General features: G+C 73.3%; 17 protein-coding genes. 9 read left to right on the top strand and 8 right to left on the bottom strand.

The features are described 5' to 3' along the window. Nucleotides 1-102: 102 nt before the first annotated feature. The gene (locus ABT296_RS25800) at nucleotides 103-1,959 is read right to left on the bottom strand and encodes a cellulase family glycosylhydrolase (protein WP_351931009.1); all 1,857 of its coding nucleotides are present in this window, start codon (nucleotides 1,957-1,959) and stop codon (nucleotides 103-105) included. A 562-nt stretch (nucleotides 1,960-2,521) separates the two neighbouring features. Between ABT296_RS25800 and ABT296_RS25805 the strand changes: the two genes are divergently transcribed. Beyond that, nucleotides 2,522-3,622 carry an XdhC family protein gene (locus ABT296_RS25805; RefSeq protein ID WP_351931010.1) on the top strand — a complete coding sequence of 367 codons (1,101 nt, stop codon included), beginning with the start codon at nucleotides 2,522-2,524 and terminating at the stop codon, nucleotides 3,620-3,622. An 81-nt stretch (nucleotides 3,623-3,703) separates the two neighbouring features. On the opposite strand, the gene ABT296_RS25810 is transcribed toward ABT296_RS25805, so the two are convergent. Then, nucleotides 3,704-4,204, bottom strand: a complete 501-nt coding sequence (locus ABT296_RS25810; RefSeq protein WP_351931011.1) for a metallophosphoesterase family protein — start codon at nucleotides 4,202-4,204, stop codon at nucleotides 3,704-3,706. A gap of 125 nt (nucleotides 4,205-4,329) precedes the next feature. Here ABT296_RS25810 and ABT296_RS25815 point away from each other — a divergent pair, with 125 nt between their 5' ends. Both ABT296_RS25815 and rfbC read left to right on the top strand, forming a co-directional pair. Next, nucleotides 4,330-6,255 carry a glycosyltransferase family 2 protein gene (locus tag ABT296_RS25815; RefSeq protein ID WP_351931012.1) on the top strand — a complete coding sequence of 642 codons (1,926 nt, stop codon included), beginning with the start codon at nucleotides 4,330-4,332 and terminating at the stop codon, nucleotides 6,253-6,255. Between the two features lie 4 nt (nucleotides 6,256-6,259). Then, a complete protein-coding gene (gene rfbC, locus ABT296_RS25820; protein ID WP_351931013.1) occupies nucleotides 6,260-6,856 on the top strand; it encodes a dTDP-4-dehydrorhamnose 3,5-epimerase in 597 nt (198 codons plus the stop codon). Nucleotides 6,857-6,886: 30 nt separating this feature from the next. On the opposite strand, the gene ABT296_RS25825 is transcribed toward rfbC, so the two are convergent. The 5 genes from ABT296_RS25825 to ABT296_RS25845 form a co-directional block, all read right to left on the bottom strand. Next, nucleotides 6,887-7,687 (bottom strand): class I SAM-dependent methyltransferase, encoded by an 801-nt coding sequence (locus ABT296_RS25825; protein WP_351931014.1) that lies wholly within the window; start codon nucleotides 7,685-7,687, stop codon nucleotides 6,887-6,889. Then, the gene (rfbD, locus tag ABT296_RS25830) at nucleotides 7,684-8,553 is read right to left on the bottom strand and encodes a dTDP-4-dehydrorhamnose reductase (protein ID WP_351931015.1); all 870 of its coding nucleotides are present in this window, start codon (nucleotides 8,551-8,553) and stop codon (nucleotides 7,684-7,686) included. Before rfbD ends, ABT296_RS25825 begins: the two co-directional genes overlap by 4 nt. After that, nucleotides 8,550-9,530, bottom strand: coding sequence for a dTDP-glucose 4,6-dehydratase (rfbB, locus tag ABT296_RS25835; protein WP_351931016.1), 981 nt, complete (start codon nucleotides 9,528-9,530; stop codon nucleotides 8,550-8,552). The genes rfbD and rfbB overlap by 4 nt, the downstream gene beginning before the upstream one ends. Next, nucleotides 9,527-10,594, bottom strand: a complete 1,068-nt coding sequence (locus ABT296_RS25840) for a glucose-1-phosphate thymidylyltransferase (RefSeq protein ID WP_351931017.1) — start codon at nucleotides 10,592-10,594, stop codon at nucleotides 9,527-9,529. Before ABT296_RS25840 ends, rfbB begins: the two co-directional genes overlap by 4 nt. 94 nt (nucleotides 10,595-10,688) lie before the next feature. Then, complete coding sequence (locus ABT296_RS25845) at nucleotides 10,689-13,142, bottom strand: SpoIIE family protein phosphatase (RefSeq protein WP_351931018.1); 2,454 nt, start codon at nucleotides 13,140-13,142, stop codon at nucleotides 10,689-10,691. Between the two features lie 247 nt (nucleotides 13,143-13,389). Between ABT296_RS25845 and ABT296_RS25850 the strand changes: the two genes are divergently transcribed. Further along, nucleotides 13,390-15,540: a SpoIIE family protein phosphatase gene (locus ABT296_RS25850; RefSeq protein ID WP_502977321.1), complete on the top strand. Its 2,151-nt coding sequence runs from the start codon at nucleotides 13,390-13,392 to the stop codon at nucleotides 15,538-15,540. 163 nt (nucleotides 15,541-15,703) lie between these two features. Here ABT296_RS25850 and ABT296_RS25855 read toward each other — a convergent pair whose 3' ends face one another. After that, complete coding sequence (locus ABT296_RS25855) at nucleotides 15,704-17,059, bottom strand: S1 family peptidase (RefSeq protein ID WP_351931020.1); 1,356 nt, start codon at nucleotides 17,057-17,059, stop codon at nucleotides 15,704-15,706. A 186-nt stretch (nucleotides 17,060-17,245) separates the two neighbouring features. Here ABT296_RS25855 and ABT296_RS25860 point away from each other — a divergent pair, with 186 nt between their 5' ends. The 5 genes from ABT296_RS25860 to ABT296_RS25880 all read left to right on the top strand — a co-directional run bounded on the left by ABT296_RS25860 (nucleotide 17,246) and on the right by ABT296_RS25880 (nucleotide 24,288). Then, nucleotides 17,246-17,659 carry a PaaI family thioesterase gene (locus tag ABT296_RS25860; protein ID WP_351931021.1) on the top strand — a complete coding sequence of 138 codons (414 nt, stop codon included), beginning with the start codon at nucleotides 17,246-17,248 and terminating at the stop codon, nucleotides 17,657-17,659. 469 nt (nucleotides 17,660-18,128) lie between these two features. Further along, nucleotides 18,129-18,344 (top strand): type A2 lantipeptide, encoded by a 216-nt coding sequence (locus ABT296_RS25865; protein WP_351931022.1) that lies wholly within the window; start codon nucleotides 18,129-18,131, stop codon nucleotides 18,342-18,344. A gap of 97 nt (nucleotides 18,345-18,441) precedes the next feature. Then, the gene (locus tag ABT296_RS25870) at nucleotides 18,442-19,248 is read left to right on the top strand and encodes an HlyD family efflux transporter periplasmic adaptor subunit (protein WP_351931023.1); all 807 of its coding nucleotides are present in this window, start codon (nucleotides 18,442-18,444) and stop codon (nucleotides 19,246-19,248) included. Then, nucleotides 19,245-21,467, top strand: a complete 2,223-nt coding sequence (locus ABT296_RS25875; RefSeq protein WP_351931024.1) for an NHLP family bacteriocin export ABC transporter peptidase/permease/ATPase subunit — start codon at nucleotides 19,245-19,247, stop codon at nucleotides 21,465-21,467. Before ABT296_RS25870 ends, ABT296_RS25875 begins: the two co-directional genes overlap by 4 nt. A 1-nt stretch (nucleotide 21,468) precedes the next feature. Further along, complete coding sequence (locus ABT296_RS25880) at nucleotides 21,469-24,288, top strand: NHLP bacteriocin export ABC transporter permease/ATPase subunit (protein WP_351931025.1); 2,820 nt, start codon at nucleotides 21,469-21,471, stop codon at nucleotides 24,286-24,288. Nucleotides 24,289-24,372: the final 84 nt, after the last annotated feature.

Raw genomic sequence — 24,372 nt, forward strand, 5'->3', positions numbered from 1 at the left:
TCCCCGCCCCGCGGGGGTGCCCACACGCCCCCGCCCGCGGGGCGCCGCCCGCCCCCCCCCCGGGCCCCCCCCCCCCCGGGCGGGGCGCCCCACCGGCCTGCGTCACCGCCCCGCGGCCCAGGCCGCGAGTTCGGCCCGGGCCGCGGCCAGCAGTTCCGCCGAGGGCGCCGAGGCGCCGTTGGTCACCAGCGCGAAGTGCGGCACACCGGAGTCGGTGTCGGTGAGCAGCAGCCGGCGGCTGCCGGTGCCGCCGGGTTCGGGGGCGACGGCGACGGGGGTCGCCGAGGTGTACGCCGGCGGGGCGTGCACCGTGCCGAGGTCGGAGACGACGGTGGTGGAGCCGGTCGGGAAGGACGCCGGGAGGTGGAGTTCGGTCGGCGCCGAGCCGCTGCCGGAACGCCACATCAGCAGCCCGTACTGGCCCGTGCCGACCAGCCGGGCCACCTGGGGCAGCGAGCCGGGCACCGGGTTCCAGGTCAGGGTGGTGGAGCCGTCCCGGGAGCGGTCCTCGTAGGTGAAGGCGACGGTCGTGCCGGAGGTGGCGCTCGGGTAGAGGCGGTCCAGCAGGCGGGCGTCCTGGCGCAGCACCGGTGTGCCCGAGTCGTCGAGCCGTACGGCCGAGAGGTCCTCGTCGTTCCAGGCGTCCCCGGCGGTGAGCACCTTGTCGGGGTTGCCGTTCATCAGCTCGTGATGGCGGCCGTGGTAGATGTCCCACTGCCACTGGCTGCCGGACAGGACGGGGCCGGACGCCGCCGGGTCCGACCACCAACTCGCGCCCTTCACACGGGAGTCGAGGGCCTGGTACATCGCCTTCAGTACGGTCGGCGCCTTGTCCGCGACCGTTCCGGCCAGCGGGTGCCCGAACTCGCTGACGATCCCCGCGGTGTTGGCTGCCGCCGCCCGGTCCCGGACCGTGCCGAAGTCACCCGCGTACTGCCCGTCCTGCGCCTTGCCCCACATGAAGATCCCGGAGATGGCCTTCTGGTCGTAGAAGTGGGTGTTGAACACATAGCGCGGGCCGATCCGGCCGGCGTCCAGCAGGCCGCCCTCCTGGCGCTGGAAGTCGAGGTTGGCGTTCCAGAAGAGGTTCGGCTCGACGAAGGCGGGCTTGTCCTGCCAGCCGGCCGCGTCCATCCGCGCCCGGAACCGCTCGTAGAACGGCCACAGCACGTCCCGCTCCCAACTGCGGCTGGTCTGCCCGGAGTCGAGGACGCCCGGGTGCGGTTCGTTGTAGGGGTCGAAGCCGACGACGCCGGCGAAGCGGGCGGCGCCGAGGTTCTGTCTGAGGTGCGCCATCACCTTCTGGGCCGTGTCGAGGAAGGAGTCCTGGAGCCCGTGGGTGTTGTGCCAGAAGTCGTACGTCGCCTCGGTCACGGCCGCGTTCGAGGTGATGTTCTGACCCCAGAACGGGCAGATCCCGCAGTATTCGTCCGGGTAGTCGCCGAGGTCGACCGCCCACTTCGGGGCGCCGTCGCCGGTGTACCAGCTGTCGGCGTCGAAGAGGTGGCGGGAGTAGAGGTCCTGGTGGAAGTCGGGGTAGACACGGATGCCCGCGTCCAGGAAGGCGCCGATCTGGGCGGTGGCGGCGGACAGGTAGGCGGTGTCCACCTGGCCGCGTACCGGTTCGGCGTAGGCCCAGGAGAGCAGGAAGCGGATCGTGTTGCCGCCGCCGAGGGTGCGTAGGGCGGCGGCGGACTTGCGGGCGTCCGCGACGGAGGCGAAGGGGAGGCCGCGGTTCTCGGCGAGTTTGGTCTCGCCGGAGACGTTGTAGCCGCGGAGGACGATCTCGCGGCCGTGTTCGTCGGTGAAGCGGCCGTTCTGCACGGTCAGGGGGGTTTCGTCGAACCACAGGGAGTCGGGGAGGGTGGGGGTGGCGGCGGCCGGGTGAGGGGTGGCGGCCGTCAGGCATCCGAGGAGGAGGACCAGCACAACGAGCACACGCGGGCGTGTAGTCGACATGTCCACTACATTCCGGCGAGCTTGGCCTGCCGTCAACATGCCTGACTCGCAAGTAAGTTGACCGTCCGTCAGTTGGACTGCTCGTCCGGCGTGTCAGGTTCAGCGGGTTGCGGTCGGTGCGGGGTGTCGGTGCGGGGTGGGGGCGCAGCCCGGCGCCGTCGGGGTGCCGCCGCGCCCACCCGTGCCGCCCCAGCGGCACGACTGCCCGCAGCTGGGGAAGTGGGCGGGCGAAGGCACGACTGCCCGCGGCTGGGTGAGTGGGCGGGCGGAGGCACCACTGCGCTCAGCAAGGCAAGGGGTGGGTGGGGCGGCCCGAGGGCCTGTGGCCGGCGGGGTGGGGGGCGCAGCCCGGCGCCGCGGGGGTGCCGCCGCGCCCACCCGTGCCGCCCCAGCGGCACGACTGCCCGCGGCTGGGTGAGTGGGCGGGCGGACGAGTGCTCGCGGCTGGGCAAGGCGGGTGCGGAGGGACGAGTGGCTGCGGCTGGGGAAGGGGGGTTTGTGGGCGGCGGGGTGGGGTGGGGGGTGGGATTGTGGGGGTGGGGGGTCTGGGAGAGGAGCGGGGATGCGTGAGGTGTTGCCGGTGTTGGGGGGCTGGTACCGGGCCGGGGTGGGGTTCGGGCTTGCCACGGTTGTGGGGACGAGTCGGAGTGCGCCGCGTGGGGCGGGGGCCGCGATGGCCGTGGGGCCGGACGGCGAGGTCGTGGGGAGTGTGTCGGGCGGGTGTGTCGAGGGGGCCGTCTACGAGCTGGCGCGGGAGGTGGTGGCGAGCGGCGAGGCGCGCCTGGAGACCTTCGGCTACAGCGACGAGGACGCCTTCGCGGTGGGCCTCACCTGCGGCGGCGAGATCACCCTGCTGGTGCGTGCGGTGACGCCCGCCACCGACCCCTGCTTCGGCGCCGTCGCGGAGTCCGTCGCGGCCCGTGAACCCGTCACCGTCGCCACGGTGACCGACGGGCCCGCGCCGCGCGGGGCGGCCCTCGCGGTCTGGCCCGACCGGGTCCTCGGCACGCTCGGCTCGCCGGGCCTGGACGCGGCGGTCACCGCCGACGCCCGCGGTGAGCTGGCCCTCGGCGCCACCGCCCTGCGCCACTACGGGCCGCACGGCGAACGCCGCGAGGACGCCGTCGCCGTCTTCCTGCACTCCTTCGCGCCGCCGCCGCGGATGCTGGTCTTCGGCGCCATCGACTACGCGGCCGCCGTCGCCCGGATCGGGGACTTCCTCGGCTACCGGGTCACCGTGTGCGACGCCCGCCCGGTGTTCGCCACGCCCCGCCGCTTCCCCGAGGGCGTGGAGGTGGTCGTGGACTGGCCGCACCGCTATCTGAGCGGCACCGGGACCGACGGATCCACGGTGATCTGCGTGCTCACCCACGACCCGAAGTTCGACGTGCCGCTGCTCACGGAGGCGCTGCGCAGGCCCGCCGCGTACATCGGGGCGATGGGCAGCCGCCGTACGCACGAGGACCGGATGCGGCGGCTGGCCGCGGCCGGGCTCACCGGTGCCGAGCTGGCCCGGCTGCGTTCCCCGGTCGGCCTCGACCTGGGCGCCCGTACGCCCGAGGAGGTCGCCGTGTCGGTGGCCGCCGAGATCGTGGCCCTGCGCTGGGGCGGCAGCGGCGCCCCGCTCACCGGGACCCGGGGCGCGATCCACCCCGCGCACTGAACACCGCACCGGACCCCCGGCGACCCGCCCGGGGTGCCCGCTCGCGCGATCTCACCCGAACGGCCGCACCCCGACGGACCGTCAGCGGGGCGGCAGCCGGTGCAGTTCCACGTCGTCGAGGCGGCCGTCGGCGACCGAGGCGGTGAGGTAGGTGCAGTACGGCTGACGGCGGCGGTCCGTCGGGGACCCGGGGTTGAGCAGCCGCAGTCCGGTGGCCGCCGTGGTGTCCCAGGGGATGTGGCTGTGGCCGAAGACCAGGACGTCCAGCCCGGGGAAGCGGGCGGCGCAGCGCGCCTCGCGGCCCTGGGCCGGGCCGGTCTCGTGGACCACGCCGAACCGCACACCGCCGAGGTCCGCGAGGGCCACCTCGGGGAGCCGGGCCCGCAGCTCGGGGCCGTCGTTGTTGCCGTACACGGCGACCAGGCGGCGGCTCTCGCGTTGCAGCAGGTCCAGGGTGGCGGTGTCGACCCAGTCACCGGCGTGGAACACCACGTCGGCGCGCGGGAGTTCGGCGAGCAGCGGGCCGGGGAGTGCGCGGGCGCGCTTGGGCAGATGGGTGTCGGACATCAGCAGCAGTCGCACCCCGACAGGCTACGGGCGCCGGGCGGGCCGAGGTGGCACGGGCCCGGGAGCGGGTTAGCATCGGGCCAGGCGTACCGTGCCGCACCCAGCAAGGCAGTCGACGACCCGAGGGGACTTCGAGCGCGATGCCGGTCAAGGTCAGCGTCATCGTTCCCGTCTACAACCCGGGGGCCTACATCGAGGAGTGCGTCTCCTCCCTGCTGCGGCAGTCCCTGCCCCCGGACAGCTACGAAGTGATCTTCGTCGACGACGGTTCCACCGACGACACCCCCGGCCGGCTCGACGAGCTGGCCGCGGAGCACCCGCGGATCACGGTGCTGCACCAGGAGAACTCCGGCTGGTCCGGCAAGCCCCGCAACGTCGGCGTCGAGGCCTCCCGCGGCGAGTACGTGATGTTCGTGGACAACGACGACCATCTCGGCGACGAGGCCCTGGAGCGGATGTACGACTACGCCGTCGCCAACGACGCCGACGTGGTCGTGGGCAAGATGGCCGGCCAGGGCCGCGGGGTGCCGGTGGAGCTGTTCCGCGACAACCATCCGCGGGCCACCGTGGAGAACGCGCCGCTGATCGACAGCCTCACCCCGCACAAGATGTTCCGCCGCGCCTTCCTCGACCGCATCGGGCTGCGCTTCCCCGAGGGGCGCCGGCGCCTGGAGGACCACGTCTTCGTCACCGAGGCGTACCTGCGCGCGGGGAACGTCTCGGTGCTCAGCGACTACGTCTGCTACTACCACGTACGCCGGGAGGACGCGTCCAACGCGGGCTTCCAGCGCTTCGACCCGGTCGGCTACTTCAAGAACCTGCGCGAGGCGCTCGACGTCGTCGAGCGGTACACCGAGCCGGGGCCGCTGCGCGACCGGCTGTTCCGGCGGTGGCTGCGGGTCGAGATGGTCGAACGGATGCGCGGCAAGCGGCTGTTGGGCCTGCCGGCCGACTACCGCAAGGAGCTGTTCCGCGAGATCCACTCGGTCGTCGTCGAACGGTTCGGGCCCGGTGTGGCGGAGGGCCTCCCGCCGACCCAGCAGGTCGTGGCCGAGCTGATCGCCGCCGACCGGCTGGACGCGGTCGAGGCGTTCGCCGAATGGGAGGCCGGCATCGTCCTCAAGGCGGTGCCCGAGGGACTGCACTGGGTGGACGGCGCACTGCGGGTCTCCTTCGCGGCCGAGTACCACTCGGGCGGCGCGCCGCTGACGTTCGCCGCGGCGGGCGGCGGAGAGCCACTGCGGACCGCACCTGAGAACGTCACCGAGGCCATTGCCCGGGTGAGCGCCGACACCCTCTCCCGGTTCGGCACGGCGGCCGCCGACCTGCTGCTGCGCCGGCGTTCCAGCGCCGCCCAGTACTTCCAGCCGGTGCAGTTCACCCGGGAGACCGTGCCGACCGAGGACCCCAGCCGCTTCCGGCTGGTGCTGCGGGCGACGGCCGCCGTCGACCCGGCGGAGGCCGCCGGGGGCGCGGCCCTGACCGGCGGGCTGTGGGACGCCGTGGTCCGGGTCCGGCTGGGCGGCTGGACCAAGGAGTGCAGACTGGCCCCGGCCCGGGGCGCGGAACGGCCGACGGCGCCCGCCGCCGTCACCGCCGGGCATGTGGTGCTGCCGTACTGGACCGCCCGGCACACCTCCCTCGCCCTCGACGTCGACCGCGCCAGCCGCAGTCTCGGGCTCGGCCGGCTCACCCCGGAGGGTGTCACCGTGACGGGCGGTCTGCTGTCCGTCCCGGTGCCGCTGCACGTGCCCGGCGAGACGGGCGTCTCGCTGCGGCTGACCGCGAAGGGCAGGGTGCTGGAGGTCCGCGGCACGCTCGCCCCCGCGCCGGACGGCCCCGGTTCACTGCTCTCGGCGGCGCTGCCGGTCGCCTCGATGGGCGGCACGATCTGGCGGGTGGCCCTTGCTCCGGTTCCGGACAGCCCTCGGCCGCGGGTGCTGGCGCTGCCGTTCGCGCTGCACTCCGGGGCGCAGGGGGTCCGGGCCCGGCGCACGCCCCGGCCGGGGCCGCTGCGCAGGCTGGTACGCAAGGCGAGGGCCCTGTTCGGGGCCGCACGGAGGTGATGGAGTGCGCTCACTGGGGATCGAGGGTGCCTGGATTCTGGAGCCCAAGGTGTTCCCGGACGACCGGGGCAGTTTCCACGAGTGGTACCGGGGCGAGGAGTTCCGCGAGGCCACCGGCCACGACCTGACGCTCGCGCAGGCCAACTGCTCCGTCTCCCGGCGGGGCGTGGTGCGCGGGGTGCACTTCTCCGACGTACCGCCCGGCCAGGCCAAGTACGTCACCTGTGTGCGCGGCGCGGTCCTGGACGTCGTGGTGGACCTGCGGACCGGCTCCCCCGCGTTCGGGCAGTGGGAGGCGGTCCGCCTGGACGAGGACACCCGGCACGCGGTGTTCCTCTCCGAGGGCCTCGGCCACGCCTTCATGGCGCTCAGCGACGACGCCACCGTGGTCTACCTGTGCTCCACGGGCTACGCGCCGGATCGGGAGCACGGGGTGAACCCGCTCGACCCGGACCTGGACCTGCCCTGGCCCGCCGGGCTGGAGCCGGTGCTGTCCCCGAAGGACGCCGAGGCGCCGTCCCTGTCCGAGGCGCTGCGCACCGGGCTCCTGCCGTCCTACGAGGACTGTGCCGCCCGCCTCCGGGAACTGCGCGCCCGCTGAACGGGCCCCGGAACGGGCGGCCAGGGGGACTCAGTTGACGGTGAGTTCCTCAAGGGCCCGGTGCAGCGCGTCCCAACCGCGGGAGCGGCGCAGACCGAGGTTGCGGGCCCGGGCCAGCGGGCGCCAGAACCGGGCCTGGAGCAGTTCGTCGGGGCGCACCGCGCCGGTCCGCTCCAGGATCGACTCGGGCACCTTCTGCGGGTCGGGCACCTCGTACTCGGCGATGATCTCGTCGTAGCGGTCGCTGAGGACGGTGTTGTCGGGGTCGGCGCCGAACACGACGAGCTGTCCGGTGGGCTGGGTGTCGACGAGGAGGGTGACCAGGTCGGGGCGGAACCGGGTGAGGATCTCGACGAGCTTGTAGACGTCGCCGGTCCAGGCGCCGGTGTGACGGTCCCGGGCGGCCTCGTCGACGTTGCGCGGGAGCATGTCGTCGAAGACGATCACACTGGCCCAGTCGGAGTGCCGCTCGACGTTGATGAAGTCCCGCAGGGCGTACTCGAACAGGTGCATGCCGTCGATGAAGGACAGGTCCAGGGTGGTGCGCCGCCAGTGCCCGACCGGGCTGCGGCCGCGGCGCAGGTTGCGGACCGGATGGCGGCCGCCCTTGAGGTGGGCGAGGGGGTTGTCGCGGGCGAAGAAGTCGTCGCTGGTGGCCTTCACCAGGTGGACGTCGCAGCGGATCTCCGAGACCACCTTGAAGGCGGGGTCGACGGCGATGCTGGGCACCCGGGACAGCTTCAGGCTGCGGCCGTCGTTGACACCGATCTCCAGGTAGTTGCGGTTGGCGCTGACCTTGTGCAGTTCCCGGAGGAACTCATGGCGTTTCACGAAGGGGACTCCTTGCGGATGCGGGGAAGTGCCTCGTGCAGGGCGGTGCGCCAGTCGCGCGGCGGCGGCCGGCCGATCGACTGCCAGCGTCCGTGCGCGAGGGCGCTGTACTCGGGGCGGGGCGCGGGCCGGGGGTGGGCCGCGCTGTCGGTGGGGCGCACCCGGTCGGGGTCCGCGCCGAGCAGCCCGAACACCTCCCGGGCCAGTCCGTACCAGGTGGTCTCGCCCGAACTGGTGGCGTGGAAGACGCCGTTGACGCCGTCTCGGGGGCCGAGGTCGGCGACGAGGGCGGCGACGTCGGCGCTCCAGGTCGGCTGTCCGCGCTGGTCGGCGACGACGTCGACGGTGGGGCGGTCCGCCTCCAGGCCGATCATGGTGCGGACGAAGTTGCGGCCGTGGACGCCGTAGAGCCAGGCGGTGCGCAACACGACCGAGGCGTCGGGGAGTTCCTCGCGCACGGCGAGTTCCCCGGCGAGCTTGGTACGGCCGTAGGCGGTGCGCGGGGCGGGCGGATGGTCCTCGGGGTACGGCGTGGTGCGGGATTGGCCGGAGAAGACGTAGTCGGTGGAGATCTGGATCAGCCGGGCGCCGTGGGCGGCGCAGGCGCGGGCCAGCAGGCGCGGGCCGTCGCCGTTGACGCGCAGGGCGGCGGCCTCGTCCTGTTCGGCGTCGTCGACGGCCGTCCAGGCGGCGCAGTTGACGACGACGTCCGGCCGGTGTTCGGTGAACGCCCGCTCCACGGAGCCCTGTTCGGTGATGTCCAGGGTGTCGTGGCCGGCCCCGGTCACCGGCTCGCCGCGCGCGCGGAGTTCGGTGAGGACGTCGTGGCCGAGCATGCCGCCCGCGCCGGTGACCAGCCACCTCATCCCCGCTCCTCCCGTACGCGCCGCTTCAGCGGCTCCCACCAGGCGCGGTGCTCGCGGTACCAGTCGACGGTGGCGGCCAGTCCGGTGCGGAAGTCGTGCCGGGGGGCGTAGCCGAGTTCGGTGCGGGCCTTGCTCCAGTCGACGGAGTAGCGCAGGTCGTGGCCCTTGCGGTCGGCGACCGGTGTCACCCGGTCCCAGCCGGCCCCGCAGGCCTCCAGCAGCAGGCCGGTGAGTTCCCTGTTGCTCAGTTCGGTGCCGCCGCCGATGTTGTAGACCTCGCCGGGCCGGCCCTGGGTGCGGACGAGTTCGACGCCCTGGACGTGGTCGTCGACGTGCAGCCAGTCGCGGACGTTGAGGCCCTCGCCGTACAGCGGGACCTGTTCGCCGTCGAGGAGGTTGGTGACGAAGAGCGGGATGACCTTCTCGGGGAACTGGCGCGGGCCGTAGTTGTTGGAGCAGCGGGTGACCCGGACGTCCAGGCCGTGGGTGCGGTGGTAGGCCAGGGCGAGCAGGTCGGAGGAGGCCTTGGAGGCGGAGTACGGGGAGCTGGGCAGCAGCAGGTCCCCCTCCGTGGAGGAGCCGGTGGCCACCGAGCCGTACACCTCGTCGGTGGAGATGTGCACGAACGTCGACACCCCGCCCCGCAGGGCGCCCTCCAGCAGGGTCTGGGTGCCGACGACGTTGGTCAGGACGAAGTCGGCGGCACCGGAGATCGACCGGTCCACATGGGACTCGGCGGCGAAGTGCACCACCTGGTCGGCCTGGCCGGTGAGTTTGCCGACGAGCTCGGCGTCCCTGATGTCGCCCTGTACGAACTCCAGCCGGGGGTGGTCCAGGGGGAGGTTGTCCAGGCTGCCCGCGTAGGTCAGCTTGTCGAGCACGGTGATCAGCGGCGCGTCGGGCGCGTCGGAGGCCAGCAGGGTGCGGACGTAGCGGGAACCGATGAATCCGGCGGCGCCGGTGACGAGGAGGTTCATGGATGGATCTGCACCTTGCTGTGGTCGCCGAGGACGAGTCGATGGGCGCTGGGGACGTGCTGCGCCGGAGTCACCTCGGCGTGCCGGCCGATCAGGGAGGACTCGATGCGGCCCACGCCGGCGATGGAGGAGTCCCGCAGCACGATGGAGAACTCCACCTCGCTGTCGGTGATGCGGCAGTTCTCGGCGACCGAGGTGAACGGGCCGACGTAGGAGTTGTCGACGACGGTCCCGGCGCCGATCACGGCGGGGCCGACGATGCGGGAGTTGACGATCCGGGCGCCCTCCTCGACGACCACCCGGCCGACGGTCTCGGAGAGGTCGTCGACCTCGCCGTCGATCCGCCGGTCGAGGCCCTCCAGGACCGTCCGGTTGACCTCCAGCATGTCGTCGACGTTCCCGGTGTCCTTCCAGTAGCCCTCGATGACGGTGCACCGGACGTCGGCGCGGGCGTCGATGAGGTGCTGGATGGCGTGGGTGATCTCCAGTTCGCCGCGCCAGGACGGCTCGATGGCGCGCACCGCGTCGTGGATGGCGGGGGTGAAGAGGTAGACGCCGACCAGGGCGAGGTCGCTCCTGGGGTGCTCGGGCTTCTCCTCCAGGCCCACCACCTGTCCCTCGCCGTCGAGTTCGGCGACGCCGAAGGCGCGCGGGTCGGGCACGTGGGTGAGCAGGATCTGGGCGTCGGGACGGTGACGGCGGAACTCCTCGACGAGATCGCGGATGCCGCCGACGATGAAGTTGTCGCCGAGGTACATCACGAAGTCGTCGTCGCCCAGGTAGTCCCGGGCGATCTGCACGGCGTGGGCGAGGCCCAGCGGGCGTTCCTGGGGGATGTAGGTGATCTGGAGTCCGAACTTCGAGCCGTCGCCCACCGCTTCCTGGATTTCGGCGGCGGTGTCGCCGACGACCAGGCCGACGTCGGTGATACCCGCCTGGGCGATGGATTCGAGCCCGTAGAACAACACAGCCTTGTTGGCAACCGGGACCAGCTGTTTGGCCGATGTGTGAGTGATCGGCCGCAGCCGTGTGCCGGCGCCGCCGGACAGCACGAGAGCCTTCATCTGGTTCACCATAGCGTCGATTTCGCGTCACCGAATGGTCAGATGTCGGGCGCGTTCGGGCGATGCGGCCGAACGGGGGCCGGGGCGCGGCGGCTCAGTGGTCGAGCTGGATCTCGCTCCAGACCTGTTTGCCGCCGCTGACCGGGAGTGTCCCCCAGGCCGCCGACATGGACTCGACCAGCAGGATGCCGCGGCCGCCGGTGGCCTCCCAGCTGATGCTGGTCGGCTTGGCGGGGCTGCGCGGGGAGGTGTCGGCGACGGCGACCCGCAGCCGGCCGTTGACGAGGGTGAGGTAGAGGCGGACCGGGCCCTCGGTGTGGGTCAGGGCGTTGGTGACGAGTTCGGAGACGACCAGCAGCACGGCGTCGGTGTCGCCGGTCAGGCCCCAGGAGCGCAGGGTGCGCCGGGTGAAGCGGCGGGCGTGGCCGACGGCCTCCGGGACCCGCCACACCGTCCAGCTCTCCCGGCGGGGGCGCATCTCCATGCCGTCGTAGCGCAGCAGGAGCAGGGCGACGTCGTCGCTGCGGCGGGCGCTGCCCAGGAGGGCGTCGGCGACCAGGCCGAGGTGGGCGGGGTCGGCGTCGGCGAGGTCGCGGGCCAGCCGGTTCATGCCGACGTCGATGTCCTCCTCCACCGACTCCACCAGTCCGTCGGTGGTCAGGGCGAGCACGGTGCCCGGGCGGAGCCGCAGCGGGCTCATCGGGAACTCGGACTGGGTCAGGATGCCGAGCGGGGGGCCGCCCTCCACCTCGGCGATGTCCGTTGAGCCGTCCGGGTGACGCAGCACCGGCGGCAGGTGTCCGGCGCGGACGCACCAGCCGGTGCCCTCCTCCAGGTCGACGTCGACGTAGACGCAGGTGGCGAAGAGGTCCGTCTCCAGCTCCATCAGCAGCCGGTTGGCGTGGCTGACCACCACGTCGGGCGGGTGGCCCTCGGCGGCGTAGGCGCGCAGCGCGGTGCGCATCTGGCCCATGACGGTCGCGGCGGCCGCGCTGTGGCCCTGGACGTCGCCGATGACGAGGGCGACGTGGTTGTCGGGCAGCGGGATGACGTCGTACCAGTCGCCGCCCAGTTCCAGGCCGGCGGTGCTCGGCAGATAGCGGGCGACGGCGACCGCGCCGGGCAGCCGGGGCAGCCTTCGGGGCAGCAGCTGGCGCTGGAGCATGCCGACCAGCTCGTGCTCGGCGTCGAAGGCGTGGGCGCGCATCAGGGCCTGGCCGGCCAGGCCGGCGGAGGCGGTGAGCAGGGCGCGCTCGTCGGGCCCGAAGTGGTGCGGGGCGTCCCAGCCGATCAGGCAGGCGCCCGCCATCCGGCCGCCCGCGGGCAGTGGCAGGACCGCGAGGCCGCCGGGGCCGACCTCGGCGAGGGCCGGCTCCAGGGGGGCGTCGGCGGGCCAGATCTGGGCGCGGCCCTCGCGCAGGGCGGCGGCCAGGGTGGGCATGGCCCGTACGGGCGCGTCGGGCCACTCGGTGCGCCACTCCGAGCGCCACAGCTCGGGCCACGACTCCGGGTTGGGCGGGTCGAGGACGGTGACGACGAGCCGTTCGTTCTCCAGCTCGGCGAGGGCGATGCGGTCGGCGCGCAGCGGCTTGCGCAGGGCGGCCACGACGGCCTGGCTGACGTCCCGGACGGTGCCGGCGGTGGCCAGGTCGGCGGCGAGCCGCTGGACGCGGGAGACGTCGGTGAGGTCGGAGCGGACCGTGGAGGCGTCGGCGACGGTGCCGGCGAGCCGGGCCTGGCGCCCCTCGCCACCGGGCAGCAGCCGTCCGCGCAGCCTGAGCCACTTGGGCGGCCCGGTCGGCTGGAGCACCCGGAACTCCAGCTCGCGTTCGCCGATGGACATGTGGTCGGCCTCGACGACCGACATCAGTGAGGGCAGGTCCTCGGGCACGGTCAGCCCCAGCAGGGTCTCCACCTTGCCGTCGAACTCCAGCGGGGTGAGGCCGAACAGGTTCAGGATGTCGTCGCCGACCTCGACCCGGCCGGTGTCCATGGCGAGGCTGAACGCGTCGGCGGGCAGTTCGCCGCTGTCGGCGCGCTGGGCGGGGGCGGGGTAGGCGAGGGTGCGGGCGATCAGTTCCAGACAGGCGCGGTCGTCGGCGCCGAAGCCGTCGGGGTCCTCGCTGACGGCGACCAGGCAGCCGGAGCCGTCCTCGGCCCGGGCGGGCAGTACCGCCAGATGGAAGTCGCCGGCCGTGGCCCGCCGGGACTGCGCCAGGTCGGCGAGTTCCTTGGGGCCGAGCCAGCCGGGGCGCCCGGTGCGGTGGATGTCGGCGACGACGGAGCCGCCGCCGGCTGCGTAGCTGTCCAGCAGGCCGTACTGGGTGCGCGGGGCTCCCGCCCACTCCACCAGGCACAGCAGCTCGCCGTCCTCGGTGAGCGTGTACACGGCCGCCAGGGCCGCACGGGCGAAGACGAGCGCCTGTTCGAGAATGCGCCGGATCCGGTCAGGCGCGGACCGGTCCGCGGCGACCGTGTTCAGGGCGTCCTCGGCACGCCTCCTGCCCGGTCTGCGCCCCGCAGCGCCCTCTCCAACCACGTTCGCCATTACAGCGCTAATGAGACATCCGCGCAGCCCTTGCGACGGTCCTTCGGTCGAGTTCGGGTGGAGCGGGCCCCTCGCCCGCCACCGTCCGGGGGCTTCGAGCGGGTTCGTCCGCACGAGGGGCCCGGTTTCGGGCGGGCCCGCACGCGCACCGGGCGCCCGGCGGGGTGCGGGGCGCGCTCGCCGTGCGCGAGCCGCGGCAGCCGGGGAGACTTGGCCTCTGGGAGCCGTCACCCGGCCGTACGAGGAGGTGGTCGGCGTGTCAGACGGGCAACCGTCCGCCCAGGCGCCCTCGACGGGCAGGACCCGCGTCGGCCGCCCGCTGCTGTCGCTCGCGCTGGCGTCGATGATGGACGAGGTGCACGCGCACTCCGGCGCCGTCTATCTGCGCGCGGCGAACGAGCCGGTCCTGGAGATGGCGGTCATGGCGGGACTGCCCCGGGCCTTCGCCGCCCCCTGGGAGCGGGTGGGGCTGAGCGCGCCGATCCCGGTGGCCGACGCGGCCCGCGAACGGCGGCTGGTGTGGATCGGCGGCGAGGAGGAGATGGCCCGCCGGTATCCGCGGATCGCCGTCGTCCTGCCGTACCCGTTCGCGCTGGCGGCGCTGCCGGTGGCCACCGACTCCACCACCTACGGCGCCGTCTACGTGACCTGGCCCGGCTCGCATCCGCCGGAGCTGTCGGCGCGGGAGCGCACCCATCTGACGGCGGCCTGCGAACGGCTCGCGGCGCGGTTGGCGCGGGCCCTTCAGGACAGCGTCCCGCTGCTGCCCGAGCACGACCTGATCGCCGCGCCCGCCCTGTCGGGGGCCGCCGGCACGCTCGGCACGGTGGAGTCGGCGCGGATGGTGGCGCGGCTGCCGTACGGGATGTGCTCGCTCGATCTGCACGGCCGGATCGCCTTCGCGAACCCGGCGGCGGCCGAGCTGATCGGCGTACCGGTCAGCGAGCTGCTCGGCACCCAGCTGTGGGCGTCGGTGCCGTGGCTCAACGACCCCGTCTACGAGGACCGCTACCGGGCGGCGCTGCTGAGCCAGCAGAGCACGTCGTTCGTGGCGCTGCGCCCGCCGGGCGACTGGCTGTCGTTCCGGCTGTACCCGAGCACCAACGGGCTGAGCGTCCGGATCAGCCGGGCGCGGGCCGTGGCCGAGATGAACCGCGCGCGCCGGCCCGTACCGGGGGACACGCCGTCCCGGCTGGTGACCATCTCCCATGTGCTGAACCTGACGGGCGCCCTCACCGAGGCGGTGAGCGTGCAGGACGTGGTGCAGCTGGTCGCGGACGAGATCGCCCCGGCGGTCGGCAGCCAGGCGCTGGTGGTGCTGGTCCCGCGCGGGGACCGGCTGCGGGTGCTGGGCCATCGCGGTTATCCGGACCCGCACCTGGTGGAGCGGTTCGACGGGCTGGCGCTGGGCGAGCGGACGCCGGGCACCCATGTGCTGACCACCGGGGTGCCCGCCTTCTTCGAGGACCGGCAGCAGCTGGAGCGCCTCTATCCGGCCCGCGAGGCCACCCCGGACGGCTTCGCCGCCTGGGCGTATCTGCCGCTGGTCGCCTCCGGGCGCCCGGTGGGCACCCTGGTGCTGGCCTTCGACCAGCCGCACGGCTTCCCCGCGGACGAACGGGCGGTGCTGACGAGCCTGGGCGGGCTGGTCGCCCAGGCGCTGGAGCGGGCCCTGCTCTACGACGCCAAGCACCACCTCGCGCACGGTCTGCAGGCCGCGCTGCTGCCGAACACGCTGCCGCGGCTGCCCGGCATCGAGGCGGCGGCCCGCTATCTGCCGGCCACGCAGGGCATGGAGATCGGCGGCGACTTCTACGACCTGGTCCCGGCGCGGGGTCAGGCGGCCGCGGTCATCGGGGACGTGCAGGGCCACAACGTGACCGCCGCGGGTCTGATGGGCCAGATCCGTACGGCGGTGCGCGCGTACACGACGGTCGGGCAGCCTCCCGGGGAGGTGATGGGCAGCACCAACCAGCTGCTGATAGACCTGGGCTCCGACCTCTTCGCGAGCTGTCTGTACCTGCGGCTGGACCCCGAGCACGGGCGGGCCGTGATGGCCCGGGCGGGTCACCCGCCGCCACTGCTGAAACGGCCGGACGGCAGGGTGCGGGTGCTCGACCTGGCCGGGGGGCCGCTGCTGGGCATCGACGCGTCCGCGGTCTACCAGACGACGGAGGTCGATCTGGCGCCCGGCTCGGTGCTCGCCCTGTACACCGACGGGCTGATCGAGTCACCGGGCACCGACATCGAGGACGCGGTCGCCGACCTCGGCGAGGTGCTGGGGCGGTGGGGGCATCTGCCCCTGGACGAACTGGCGGACCGTCTCGTGGAGTCCGGCACGATGCCGCGGGGGCGGATCGACGACGTGGCGGTGCTGCTGCTGCGCGCGGAGGGGTGAGCGGAGGACTCGCCGAGGGGTGAGCGGGCGTACGGCCCGGGGGTGAGCGGGCGTACGCGGGGGAACAGCAGGCGCACCCACCGGAGCATGGGCGGCCACACGCAGGAGTGACCGGCCCTCCCGCCGAAGGGCCGGTCACCCGGTCTGCCGGGACGAGCCGGGGTCAGTGCGACTCGTTCGCCGCGGCCTCGTCCTCCACGCCCGCCTCGTCCTCGACGCCCGCACCGGCGTCATGACCGGCGCCGGCGTCCTCGCCGCCGAGGTCGTCGCCGCCGGCCTCCTCACCCGCGCCGGCCTCTTCGCCCGCACCGGCGCCCGCGTCCTCGCCCGCGCCGGCCTCTTCACCGGCGCCGGCCTCCTCGCCCGCGCCCGCGCCCGCGTCCTCGCCGCCCGCGGCGTCGCCCGCGCCCAGGGTCGCGCCGACCGCCTCCAGCGCGGTCGTGACCGGCTGGAAGAAGGTCTCGCCGCCCACGGTGCAGTCGCCGCTGCCGCCGGAGGTCAGGCCGATGGCCTGGCCGTCCTGGGTGAACAGCGAGCCGCCGCTGTCGCCGGGCTCGGCGCAGACGTTGGTCTGGATGAGTCCGGTGACCGTGCCCTCGGGGTAGTTGACGGTGGCGTCGAGGCCGAGGACCTGACCGTCGCTCAGGCCCGTGGTGCTGCCCATCCGGAAGACCTGGAGGCCGACCGTGGCCTCGGCGGCCTGGTTGATCGGGACGATCTGGCCGCCGCCCACGTTGACGTCACTCGGTGCCTCGGTGGCCGGGTCGTCGTACTTCACCAGTGCGAAGTCGCCCTCGCCCGGGAAGGTGGCCTGGTCGACGGTGGCGATGGGGGCGCCGTCCTGGGCGTCCGCCCACTGTTCCGCGGCGACACCGCAGTGACCCGCCGTCAGGAAGGCCGGGCTGCCGTCGCCGGCCGTGACGTTGAAGCCGGCGGAGCAGCGGGCGCCCCCGGCGAAGATGGCGTCGCCGCCGGAGAGGAACGTCTTGAAGGTGCCCTGGGACTTCTTGATGGTCGCCATGCCGGAACCGAGGCTGTCGACGGTGGACTCCAGCTGGTCCCACCGGTCGCCCGTGACCGTGCTGTCGGCGGTGACCAGGATCTTGTTGGTCCGGGGGTCGACGGCCCAGGCGGTGCCGGGGATCGTCGCCTCGGACTTGAGGGTCTGGGCTCCCGCGGCGAGCGCGGGCAGGCTGTTCTCCACCTCGCGGACCTGCGCGCCCGCCTTCTTGGCCTGCACGATGACGTTGTTGTTGTCGCCGGGGATGACATTGACGACGAGCTGCCGGCTGCCGGCGTCGTAGTACGAGCCGGCGAAGGCGTCGCCGAGCAGTCCGGCGAGCTGCGAGGCGAGGTCCGAGGCGTCCGCCGCCTTCAGGGTCCTGGGCGCCGCGGCGTCGTCCGAGGCGCCGTCCTGGGACGCGTTGGCGTGGGGCAGCAGGATCGCGGCGGCTCCGAGCGCCGCCACACCGCCCGCCGCTATCGCGGCCTTGCGCTTCGGCATTCGCTTGTGACTCAACCTTCTCGACCTCCTGGGGACGGGGACCGTGCCGCCGTGCGTGCGGCGGCTGTTCGGGGCGCCTGGATGGTCACTGGTACGCACGGGGTGCGCGGGGCGTTCAATTCCGTTTGCTCGCAAGCGGATCGAAACGCCGATCCGGCCGAGAACCGCGTTCCGGCGAGGGGCGGCGGGAACAATCCCCCCATGACGATGACGACCGCTGAAGCCGACAAGATCCTCGCCGACAACTTCGCCCCCTGGGTCCTCGAACTGGGTCTCACGGTGGAGGGGTTGGACAACCGTCGCGCGATCCTGCGGCTGCCCTGGTCGGAGCGGCTGGCGCGGGAGGGCGGCGCGCTGTCGGGGCAGGCGCTGATGGCGGCGGCGGACACCGCGACGGTGATCGCGGTGTCGGCGGCGCGGGGGGCGTACGGGCCGATGACGACGGTTCAGCAGTCGACCAGTTTCCAGCGGGCGGTGTCCGGTGCGGATGTCCTGATCGAGGCGGTGGTCACCAAGCTGGGCCGCCGGATGGCGTTCACCGACATCACGGTCACGGACGGCGGTACGGGCGAGATCGCGGCGCACGCGAGCACGGTGTACGCCCTCCTCGGCTGACACCCACCCCCTTTGCGCACGCTCCGCATCGGTCCGTGCGCGCTCCGTCGTGATCCGTAGCGGAATCCCGGCTTCAGGGAATCTGCACACCGCATGCCCGAGCGGGTCACCGCGGACCGCACTCCCCCACAACCCGCTACCGCCGGTCACACCATTGGGGCGGAGTGTCGGATTCGGCCCGTGCGCCGCAAGAGCGGGCGCGGGCCGATGCGGTGAGGCATGTGAAGAAGTCACCGGCGCGGCGTGTGCGCATGTGCACCGACGACCGCTTCAGCGGCACAACTTCCCTGGTGAGGGCTGCGTTTGATTGGAAGGCCGCGCCCGCGGCGTGCTTTGATCCATCGCACCGCGGGAGCCGCACGGCCCCCGGAGACGGGCGCCGGGCGCCCGCGGTTCGCGGCCGTCCATCTGTCACGGAGGGGGCCGCTCTCCCCCTTGTGAAAATATCCATACGAAGGGATGTTCCATCATGAACTCCACCCCCCAGGTTGAGACCGTCGAGATCTCCGACGCCGAGCTGGACAACGTCTCCGGCGGCCTCGCCGTGAACGCCGTCGGCACCGTCACCGGCCTGGTGGACGGCATCGTCCCGGTCTCCGGCCTGGTCAACACGGCCGTCGGCACCGTCGAGGGTGTCACCGGCCTGAACACCGCCCCCGTCGCCGGCCTGGTCGCCGGTCTCTGACCGCGCCTTTCCGTGACGTCGAGTCCCGGAGCCGGATCCCGGCTCCGGGACTTCTCGGATGCCGTGCCCGTTCCCCCGCACAGGTGAGGGTCGTTCCTTGCAGTTCCGCCAACAGGCCCTCAACAGGCTCCAGTCGCCGGAGGAGCTCGATCTTCCGGTGCGGTTCGCCCGGCCCCAGGGCTGGCTCACGCTGTCCGTGACGGTCGTCGTCATGGCGGCGGCCTCGGTGTGGGCGCTCACCGGATCGGTGGCCTCCACGGTCGGCGCGCCCGCCGTCCTCACCCACGGACAGGGCAGTTACGTCCTGCAGAGCCCGGTCGCCGGGCAGGTCACGGCGGTCCTCGCCGAGCAGGGGCAGCGGCTGCCCGCCGACTCCCCCGTCCTGAAGGTCCGTACGGCCGAGGGCGAGACGGTGGTGCGTACCGTCGCCGCGGGCCGGGTCACCGCGCTCGCCGCCACCATCGGCCAGATCATCTCCACCGGCGCGGACGTCGCCGCCGTGGAGAAGGTGGCGCACGCCTCCGACCCGCTGTACGCGACGGTGTACGTGCCGGCCCAGAACGCGGCGGCCGTCCCCGAGGGCGCGGCCGTCGACCTGACCGTCCAGTCGGTGCCCACCGCGCAGTACGGCGTGCTGCGCGGCCGGGTGAAGTCGGTGGACCGCGGCGCCCAGTCGGCACGGTCCATCGGCGCGTTCCTCGGTGACGGGCAGCTCGGCGAGCAGTTCACGAAGGACGGCAGGCCGGTGGCGGTGCTGGTGAGGCTGGACAAGTCCGTTGCCACGAAGAGCGGTTACCGGTGGTCCTCCGCCGACGGTCCGCCCTTCGCCCTCACCTCCATGACCCTCGCCGACGCCTCGGTCCGGCTGGCCGACCGGCGTCCCGTCGACTGGCTGCTGCCGTGAGCGCCGCCCGCCGGACCCGGGGCCGACGCCGCGCCGCCCCGCCGAAGCGCCCGGTGCCGACGGGCACGGCGAAGACGGTCCGTACGCCCACCGTCCTGCAGATGGAGGCCGTGGAGTGCGGCGCCGCCTCCCTCGCGATGGTCCTCGGCCACTACGGCCGGCACGTCCCGCTGGAGGAGCTGCGCATCGCGTGCGGTGTCTCGCGGGACGGCTCGCGCGCCAGCAACCTCCTGAAAGCGGCCCGCAGTTACGGTCTGACGGCCAAGGGCATGCAGATGGACACGGCCGCCCTCGCCGGGGTACGGACCCCGGCCGTGCTCTTCTGGGAGTTCAACCACTACGTCGTCCACGACGGCATGGGCCGCCGCTTCGGCCGCCGCGGGGTCCACATCAACGACCCCGGCAAGGGCCGCCGTTTCGTGCCGATGGAGGAGTTCGACGGCAGCTTCACCGGTGTGGTGCTGGTGATGGAGCCCGGCGAGGACTTCCGCAAGGGCGGTCGCAGGCCGGGCGTGCTCGGCGCCGTGCCCGCCCGGCTGCGCGGTACCTCGGGCACCCTGCCCGCCGCGGTCCTGGCGAGCCTGCTGCTGGTGCTGGTCGGCGCCGCCGTGCCCGCGCTGAGCCGTACCTACATCGACATGTTCCTGATCGGGGGCCAGACCTCGCTGCTCGGGGTGCTGTTCGCCTCGATGGGCGCGTCGGTGCTGCTCACGATCGTGCTGACCTGGCTGCAACAGGCCAACCTGCTGCACGGCCGGCTCATCTCCTCCACGCTCTCCAGCGCCCGCTTCCTGCGGCATCTGCTGCGGCTGCCGGTCACCTTCTTCTCCCAGCGCAGCCCCGCCGACCTGGTCCAGCGCCTGCAGTCCAACGACGCCGTGGCCGAGACCCTGGCCCGCGACCTCGCGGCGGCGGGCGTCGACGCGGTGGTCGTCGTGCTGTACGCGCTGCTGCTGTACACCTACGACCCGCAGCTCACCTTCGTCGGGATCGGGGTGGCCCTGCTGAACATCGTGGCGATGCGGGTGGTGATCCGGCTGCGCGCCACCCGCACCGCGAAGCTGCGCGCGGACAGCGCCCGGCTGACCAACACCGCCTACACCGGCCTGCAGTTGATCGAGACGATGAAGGCCACCGGCGGCGAGGACGGCTACTTCCGCAAGTGGGCCGGTGAGCACGCCACCACGCTGGAGGAGCAGCAGCGCCTGGGGGTGCCGACCGCGTGGCTGGGCGTGGTCGCGCCGACGCTGGCCACGCTGAACAGCGCGCTGATCCTGTGGATCGGCGGGATGCGGGCCGTCGAGGGCCATCTGTCCGTCGGTCTGCTGGTCGCCTTCCAGGCGCTGGTCACCCGCTTCAGCGCCCCGCTGACCCGCCTCAACGGGGTCGCGGGCCGGATCCAGGACTTCGCCGCGGACGTGGCACGGCTGAAGGACGTGGAGAACTTCCGGGCGGACCCGCTCTACGACCGTCCCGGCGGCGGCGACTCCACCCGCCGGCTGCGCGGGCACGTGGAGCTGCAGAACATCGCCTTCGGCTACAACCCCCTGGACAAGCCCCTGTTGACCGGTTTCGACCTGACCGTCGGGCCGGGGCAGCAGGTCGCCCTGGTCGGCGGCTCGGGCAGCGGCAAGTCCACCGTGTCCCGGATGATCTCCGGTCTGTACACACCGTGGGAGGGCCTGATCCGCATCGACGGGCAGCGGCTGGAGGACATCCCGCGCGGCGCGCTCGCGGCGTCCGTCTCCTTCGTCGACCAGGAGGTGTTCCTGTTCGAGGGCACCGTCCGCGACAACGTGGCGCTGTGGGACCCCTCCGTGCCCGACGACGCGGTGGTCGAGGCGCTGCGGGACGCGGCCCTGTACGACATGGTCGCGCGCCGGCCGGGCGGCATCCACAGCCGGGTCGAGCAGGACGGCCGCAACTTCTCCGGGGGCCAGCGGCAACGCCTGGAGATCGCGCGGGCGTTGGTGCGCAGGCCGTCGATCCTCGTCCTCGACGAGGTGACCAGCGCGCTGGACGCCGAGACCGAACTCGTCGTCATGGACAACCTGCGCCGGCGCGGCTGCGCCTGTGTGGTCATCGCGCACCGGCTGAGCACCGTGCGCGACAGCGACGAGATCGTCGTACTGGAGCACGGCTCGATCGTGGAGCGGGGCCGGCACGAGGAACTCGTCGCGCGCGGCGGCGCGTACGCGGCGTTGGTCAGGGAGCGGTGAGATGACGTCCGTGCACGAGGGCGACCTGGTCCTGAACGCGCTCGGCGGGCTCGGTTCCCGGATCGACCGCGCAGGCTCCAACCGCCTCGACCTCGAAGGGCCGCAGGTGCTGTGGCTGGTGGTGTCCGGGGCGCTGGACCTGTTCGCGGTGGACGCGGAACAGCAGGGGCACTGGCACCATCTGGGCCGGCTGGAGGCGGGCTCGCTGCTGCTCGGCCCGGTCGCGGGACCGCGGCACACCCTGGTCGCGCGCCCGCTGCGGGACTGCGTGGTGCACCGCGTCGCCCTGCGTGAGCTGTACCAGCCGGTCCCCACCCGGACCTGGTCCTACGACGCGTACGGCAACCCGAGTCACGTCCCGCCGGCGAGCAGCCCTTTGGAGCACGCCCTCGCGCTCGGCGTCGGCCGCAGCCTGTCGATCCTCTTCCAGGCGCCGACGGCGCACGAGCAGACCGCCGCCGAGCTGACGGACGACGACGTGCTGTGGATGCGGGTGCCGCCCGGCAGCGTCCAGTACGGCGCCCTGTACGGGCAGGAGGCCGCCGCCGATCTGCTGATGGACCCGGCGCTGTGGCAGTCCATGGTGGATCAGCAGTACCGCCTGCTCAGCACCCTCGACCGCTGGATCGAGCAGCTGGAGCGCACCCACGAGACCCGGACCGCGGCGGGCATCAAGGCCGGTGAGGCGGTCCGCGCCCAGGCGGACCGGACCCTGCTGGCCTCGATCGGCAGGCGGCCGGGGCCACGCACCACGGCCGCCGACGCGGACGCCACCCACGCCGCCTGCCGGCTGGTCGCCGAGGCGGCCGGGATCACCCTCGCGGCGCCCGCGCCGAGCGGGACCGGGAGCGACCGGATGGACCCGGTGGAGCGGGTGGCCCTCGCCTCCCGGGTCCGTACCCGCGCCGTCCGGCTGGAGGGGCGCTGGTGGCGGGAGAACGTCGGTCCGCTGGTGGGCCACCGGGCGCTGTCCGGGGCTCCGGTGGCGCTGCTGTGGCGGCGCGGCGGTTACGTCGCCGTCCATCCGGCGACCGGCCGGGAGACGCCGGTGGAGCGGGCCAACGCCGAGGAGTTCGAGCCGCGTGCCGTGATGTTCTACCGGCCGCTGCCCGACCGTGCGCCCGGCCCGCTGCGGCTGGCCCGGTTCACCCTGGGCGGCACCGCGGGGGATCTGACGAACCTGCTGGTCAGCGGTTTGGTGACGGTCGCGATCGGGGCGCTGGTGCCGATCGCGACGGGCAAGGTGCTCGGGGAGTTCGTGCCGAGGGCGCAGACCGGCCCGATCGCGCAGATGTGTCTGGCGGTGATGATCGGCGGTGTGGTGGCCGCGGCGTTCCTGCTGTTGCAGAACCTCACCGTGCTGCGGCTGGAGGGCCGGATCGAGGCGACCCTCCAGCCGGCGGTCTGGGACCGGCTGCTGCGGCTGCCGACGAAGTTCTTCACCGAGCGCTCCACCGGTGAGCTGGCGAGTGCGGCCATGGGCATCAGCGCGATCCGCCGGCTGCTGGCCGGGGTGGGCCCCGCGGTCGCCCAGTCGGTGACCGTCGGCGCGGTGAACCTGGGCCTGCTGCTGTGGTTCAGCGTGCCGATGGCGCTCGCGGCGATCGGGATGCTGGTGCTCGTGGCGCTGGTGTTCCTGGGGCTCGGGCTGTGGCAGGTGCGCTGGCAGCGGCGGCTGGTGGTGCTCGGCAACAAGCTGAACAACCAGGCGTTCCAGACCCTGCGCGGTCTGCCCAAGCTGCGGGTGGCGGCGGCCGAGAACTACGCGTACGCGGCCTGGGCGGCGCAGTTCGCGCGCAGCCGGGAGCTCCAGCGCAGGGTCGGCCGGATCAAGAACCTCGGCGCGGTGCTGGGCGCGGTGTACCTGCCGTTGTGCACGCTGCTGATGTTCATGCTGCTGGCGGGCCCGGCGCGCGGTTCGATGTCGGCGGCGGCGTTCCTGACCTTCAGCACCTCGGTGACGATGCTGCTGACCTCGGTCACCCAGCTCACCGGCGCGTTCGTGTCGGTGGTGGCGGCGCTGCCGCTGTTCGAGGAGATCAAGCCGGTGTTGGAGGCGACCCCGGAGGTCCGCGCGGGGAGCACCCGGCCCGGCCCGCTGACCGGCGCGGTGGAGGCCCGCCGGCTGTCCTTCCGCTACTCCGACGACGGGCCCCTGGTCCTGGACGACGTGTCCTTCGCCGTCCGCGAGGGCGAGTTCGTGGCGGTCGTCGGCCCGAGCGGCTGCGGCAAGTCGACCCTGCTGCGGCTGCTGATCGGCTTCGACCGGCCGGTCTCGGGCAGCGTCCTGTACGACGGTCAGGACCTGGCCGCCCTCGACCCGTCGGCCGTGCGCCGTCAGTGCGGGGTGGTGCTCCAGCACGCGCAGCCGTTCACCGGGTCCGTGCTCGACGTCATCTGCGGCACCGAGCCGTACACCCCGGAGGAGGCGATGGCCGCCGCCGAGATGGCGGGGCTGGCCGAGGACATCCGGCGCATGCCGATGGGCCTGCACACCATCGTCTCGGGCAGCGGCGCGGTCTCCGGCGGCCAGCGCCAGCGGCTGATGATCGCGCAGGCGCTGATCCGCAGGCCGCGGATCCTGTTCTTCGACGAGGCGACGAGCGCGCTGGACAACGAGACCCAGCGGACGGTGATCGAGAGCACGAAGGCGCTGGAGGCGACCCGGATCGTCATCGCGCACCGGCTGTCGACGGTGCTGGACGCGGACCGGGTGATCGTGATGGAGGAGGGGAGGATCGCCGAGGTCGGACCGCCCGCCCGGCTGCTGGCGGACACCGGGGGCCGGCTGCACGAACTGGTGCGGCGCCAGCTGGCCTGAGCGGTCCGGCCGCGGTCCGGTGTGAACCGGCGCACAGCCCTAACGAAACTTTGCCGTTTCGGTGGCACTGCTCTAGTCTCGATG

The sequence above is a fragment of the Streptomyces sp. NPDC000983 genome (assembly GCF_040299205.1).
In the GTDB taxonomy this organism is placed as follows: domain Bacteria; phylum Actinomycetota; class Actinomycetes; order Streptomycetales; family Streptomycetaceae; genus Streptomyces.

Bases quoted from the DNA above. Each gene is read 5' to 3' on its own strand.
- ABT296_RS25800 (WP_351931009.1), bottom strand. From the start codon at position 1,959: ATGTCGACTACACGCCCGCGTGTGCTCGTTGTGCTGGTCCTCCTCCTC.
- ABT296_RS25805 (WP_351931010.1), top strand. From the start codon at position 2,522: ATGCGTGAGGTGTTGCCGGTGTTGGGGGGCTGGTACCGGGCCGGGGTG.
- ABT296_RS25815 (WP_351931012.1), top strand. From the start codon at position 4,330: ATGCCGGTCAAGGTCAGCGTCATCGTTCCCGTCTACAACCCGGGGGCC.
- rfbD (WP_351931015.1), bottom strand. From the start codon at position 8,553: ATGAGGTGGCTGGTCACCGGCGCGGGCGGCATGCTCGGCCACGACGTC.
- rfbB (WP_351931016.1), bottom strand. From the start codon at position 9,530: ATGAACCTCCTCGTCACCGGCGCCGCCGGATTCATCGGTTCCCGCTAC.
- ABT296_RS25840 (WP_351931017.1), bottom strand. From the start codon at position 10,594: ATGAAGGCTCTCGTGCTGTCCGGCGGCGCCGGCACACGGCTGCGGCCG.
- ABT296_RS25845 (WP_351931018.1), bottom strand. From the start codon at position 13,142: ATGGCGAACGTGGTTGGAGAGGGCGCTGCGGGGCGCAGACCGGGCAGG.
- ABT296_RS25860 (WP_351931021.1), top strand. From the start codon at position 17,246: ATGACGATGACGACCGCTGAAGCCGACAAGATCCTCGCCGACAACTTC.
- ABT296_RS25865 (WP_351931022.1), top strand. From the start codon at position 18,129: ATGAACTCCACCCCCCAGGTTGAGACCGTCGAGATCTCCGACGCCGAG.
- ABT296_RS25880 (WP_351931025.1), top strand. From the start codon at position 21,469: ATGACGTCCGTGCACGAGGGCGACCTGGTCCTGAACGCGCTCGGCGGG.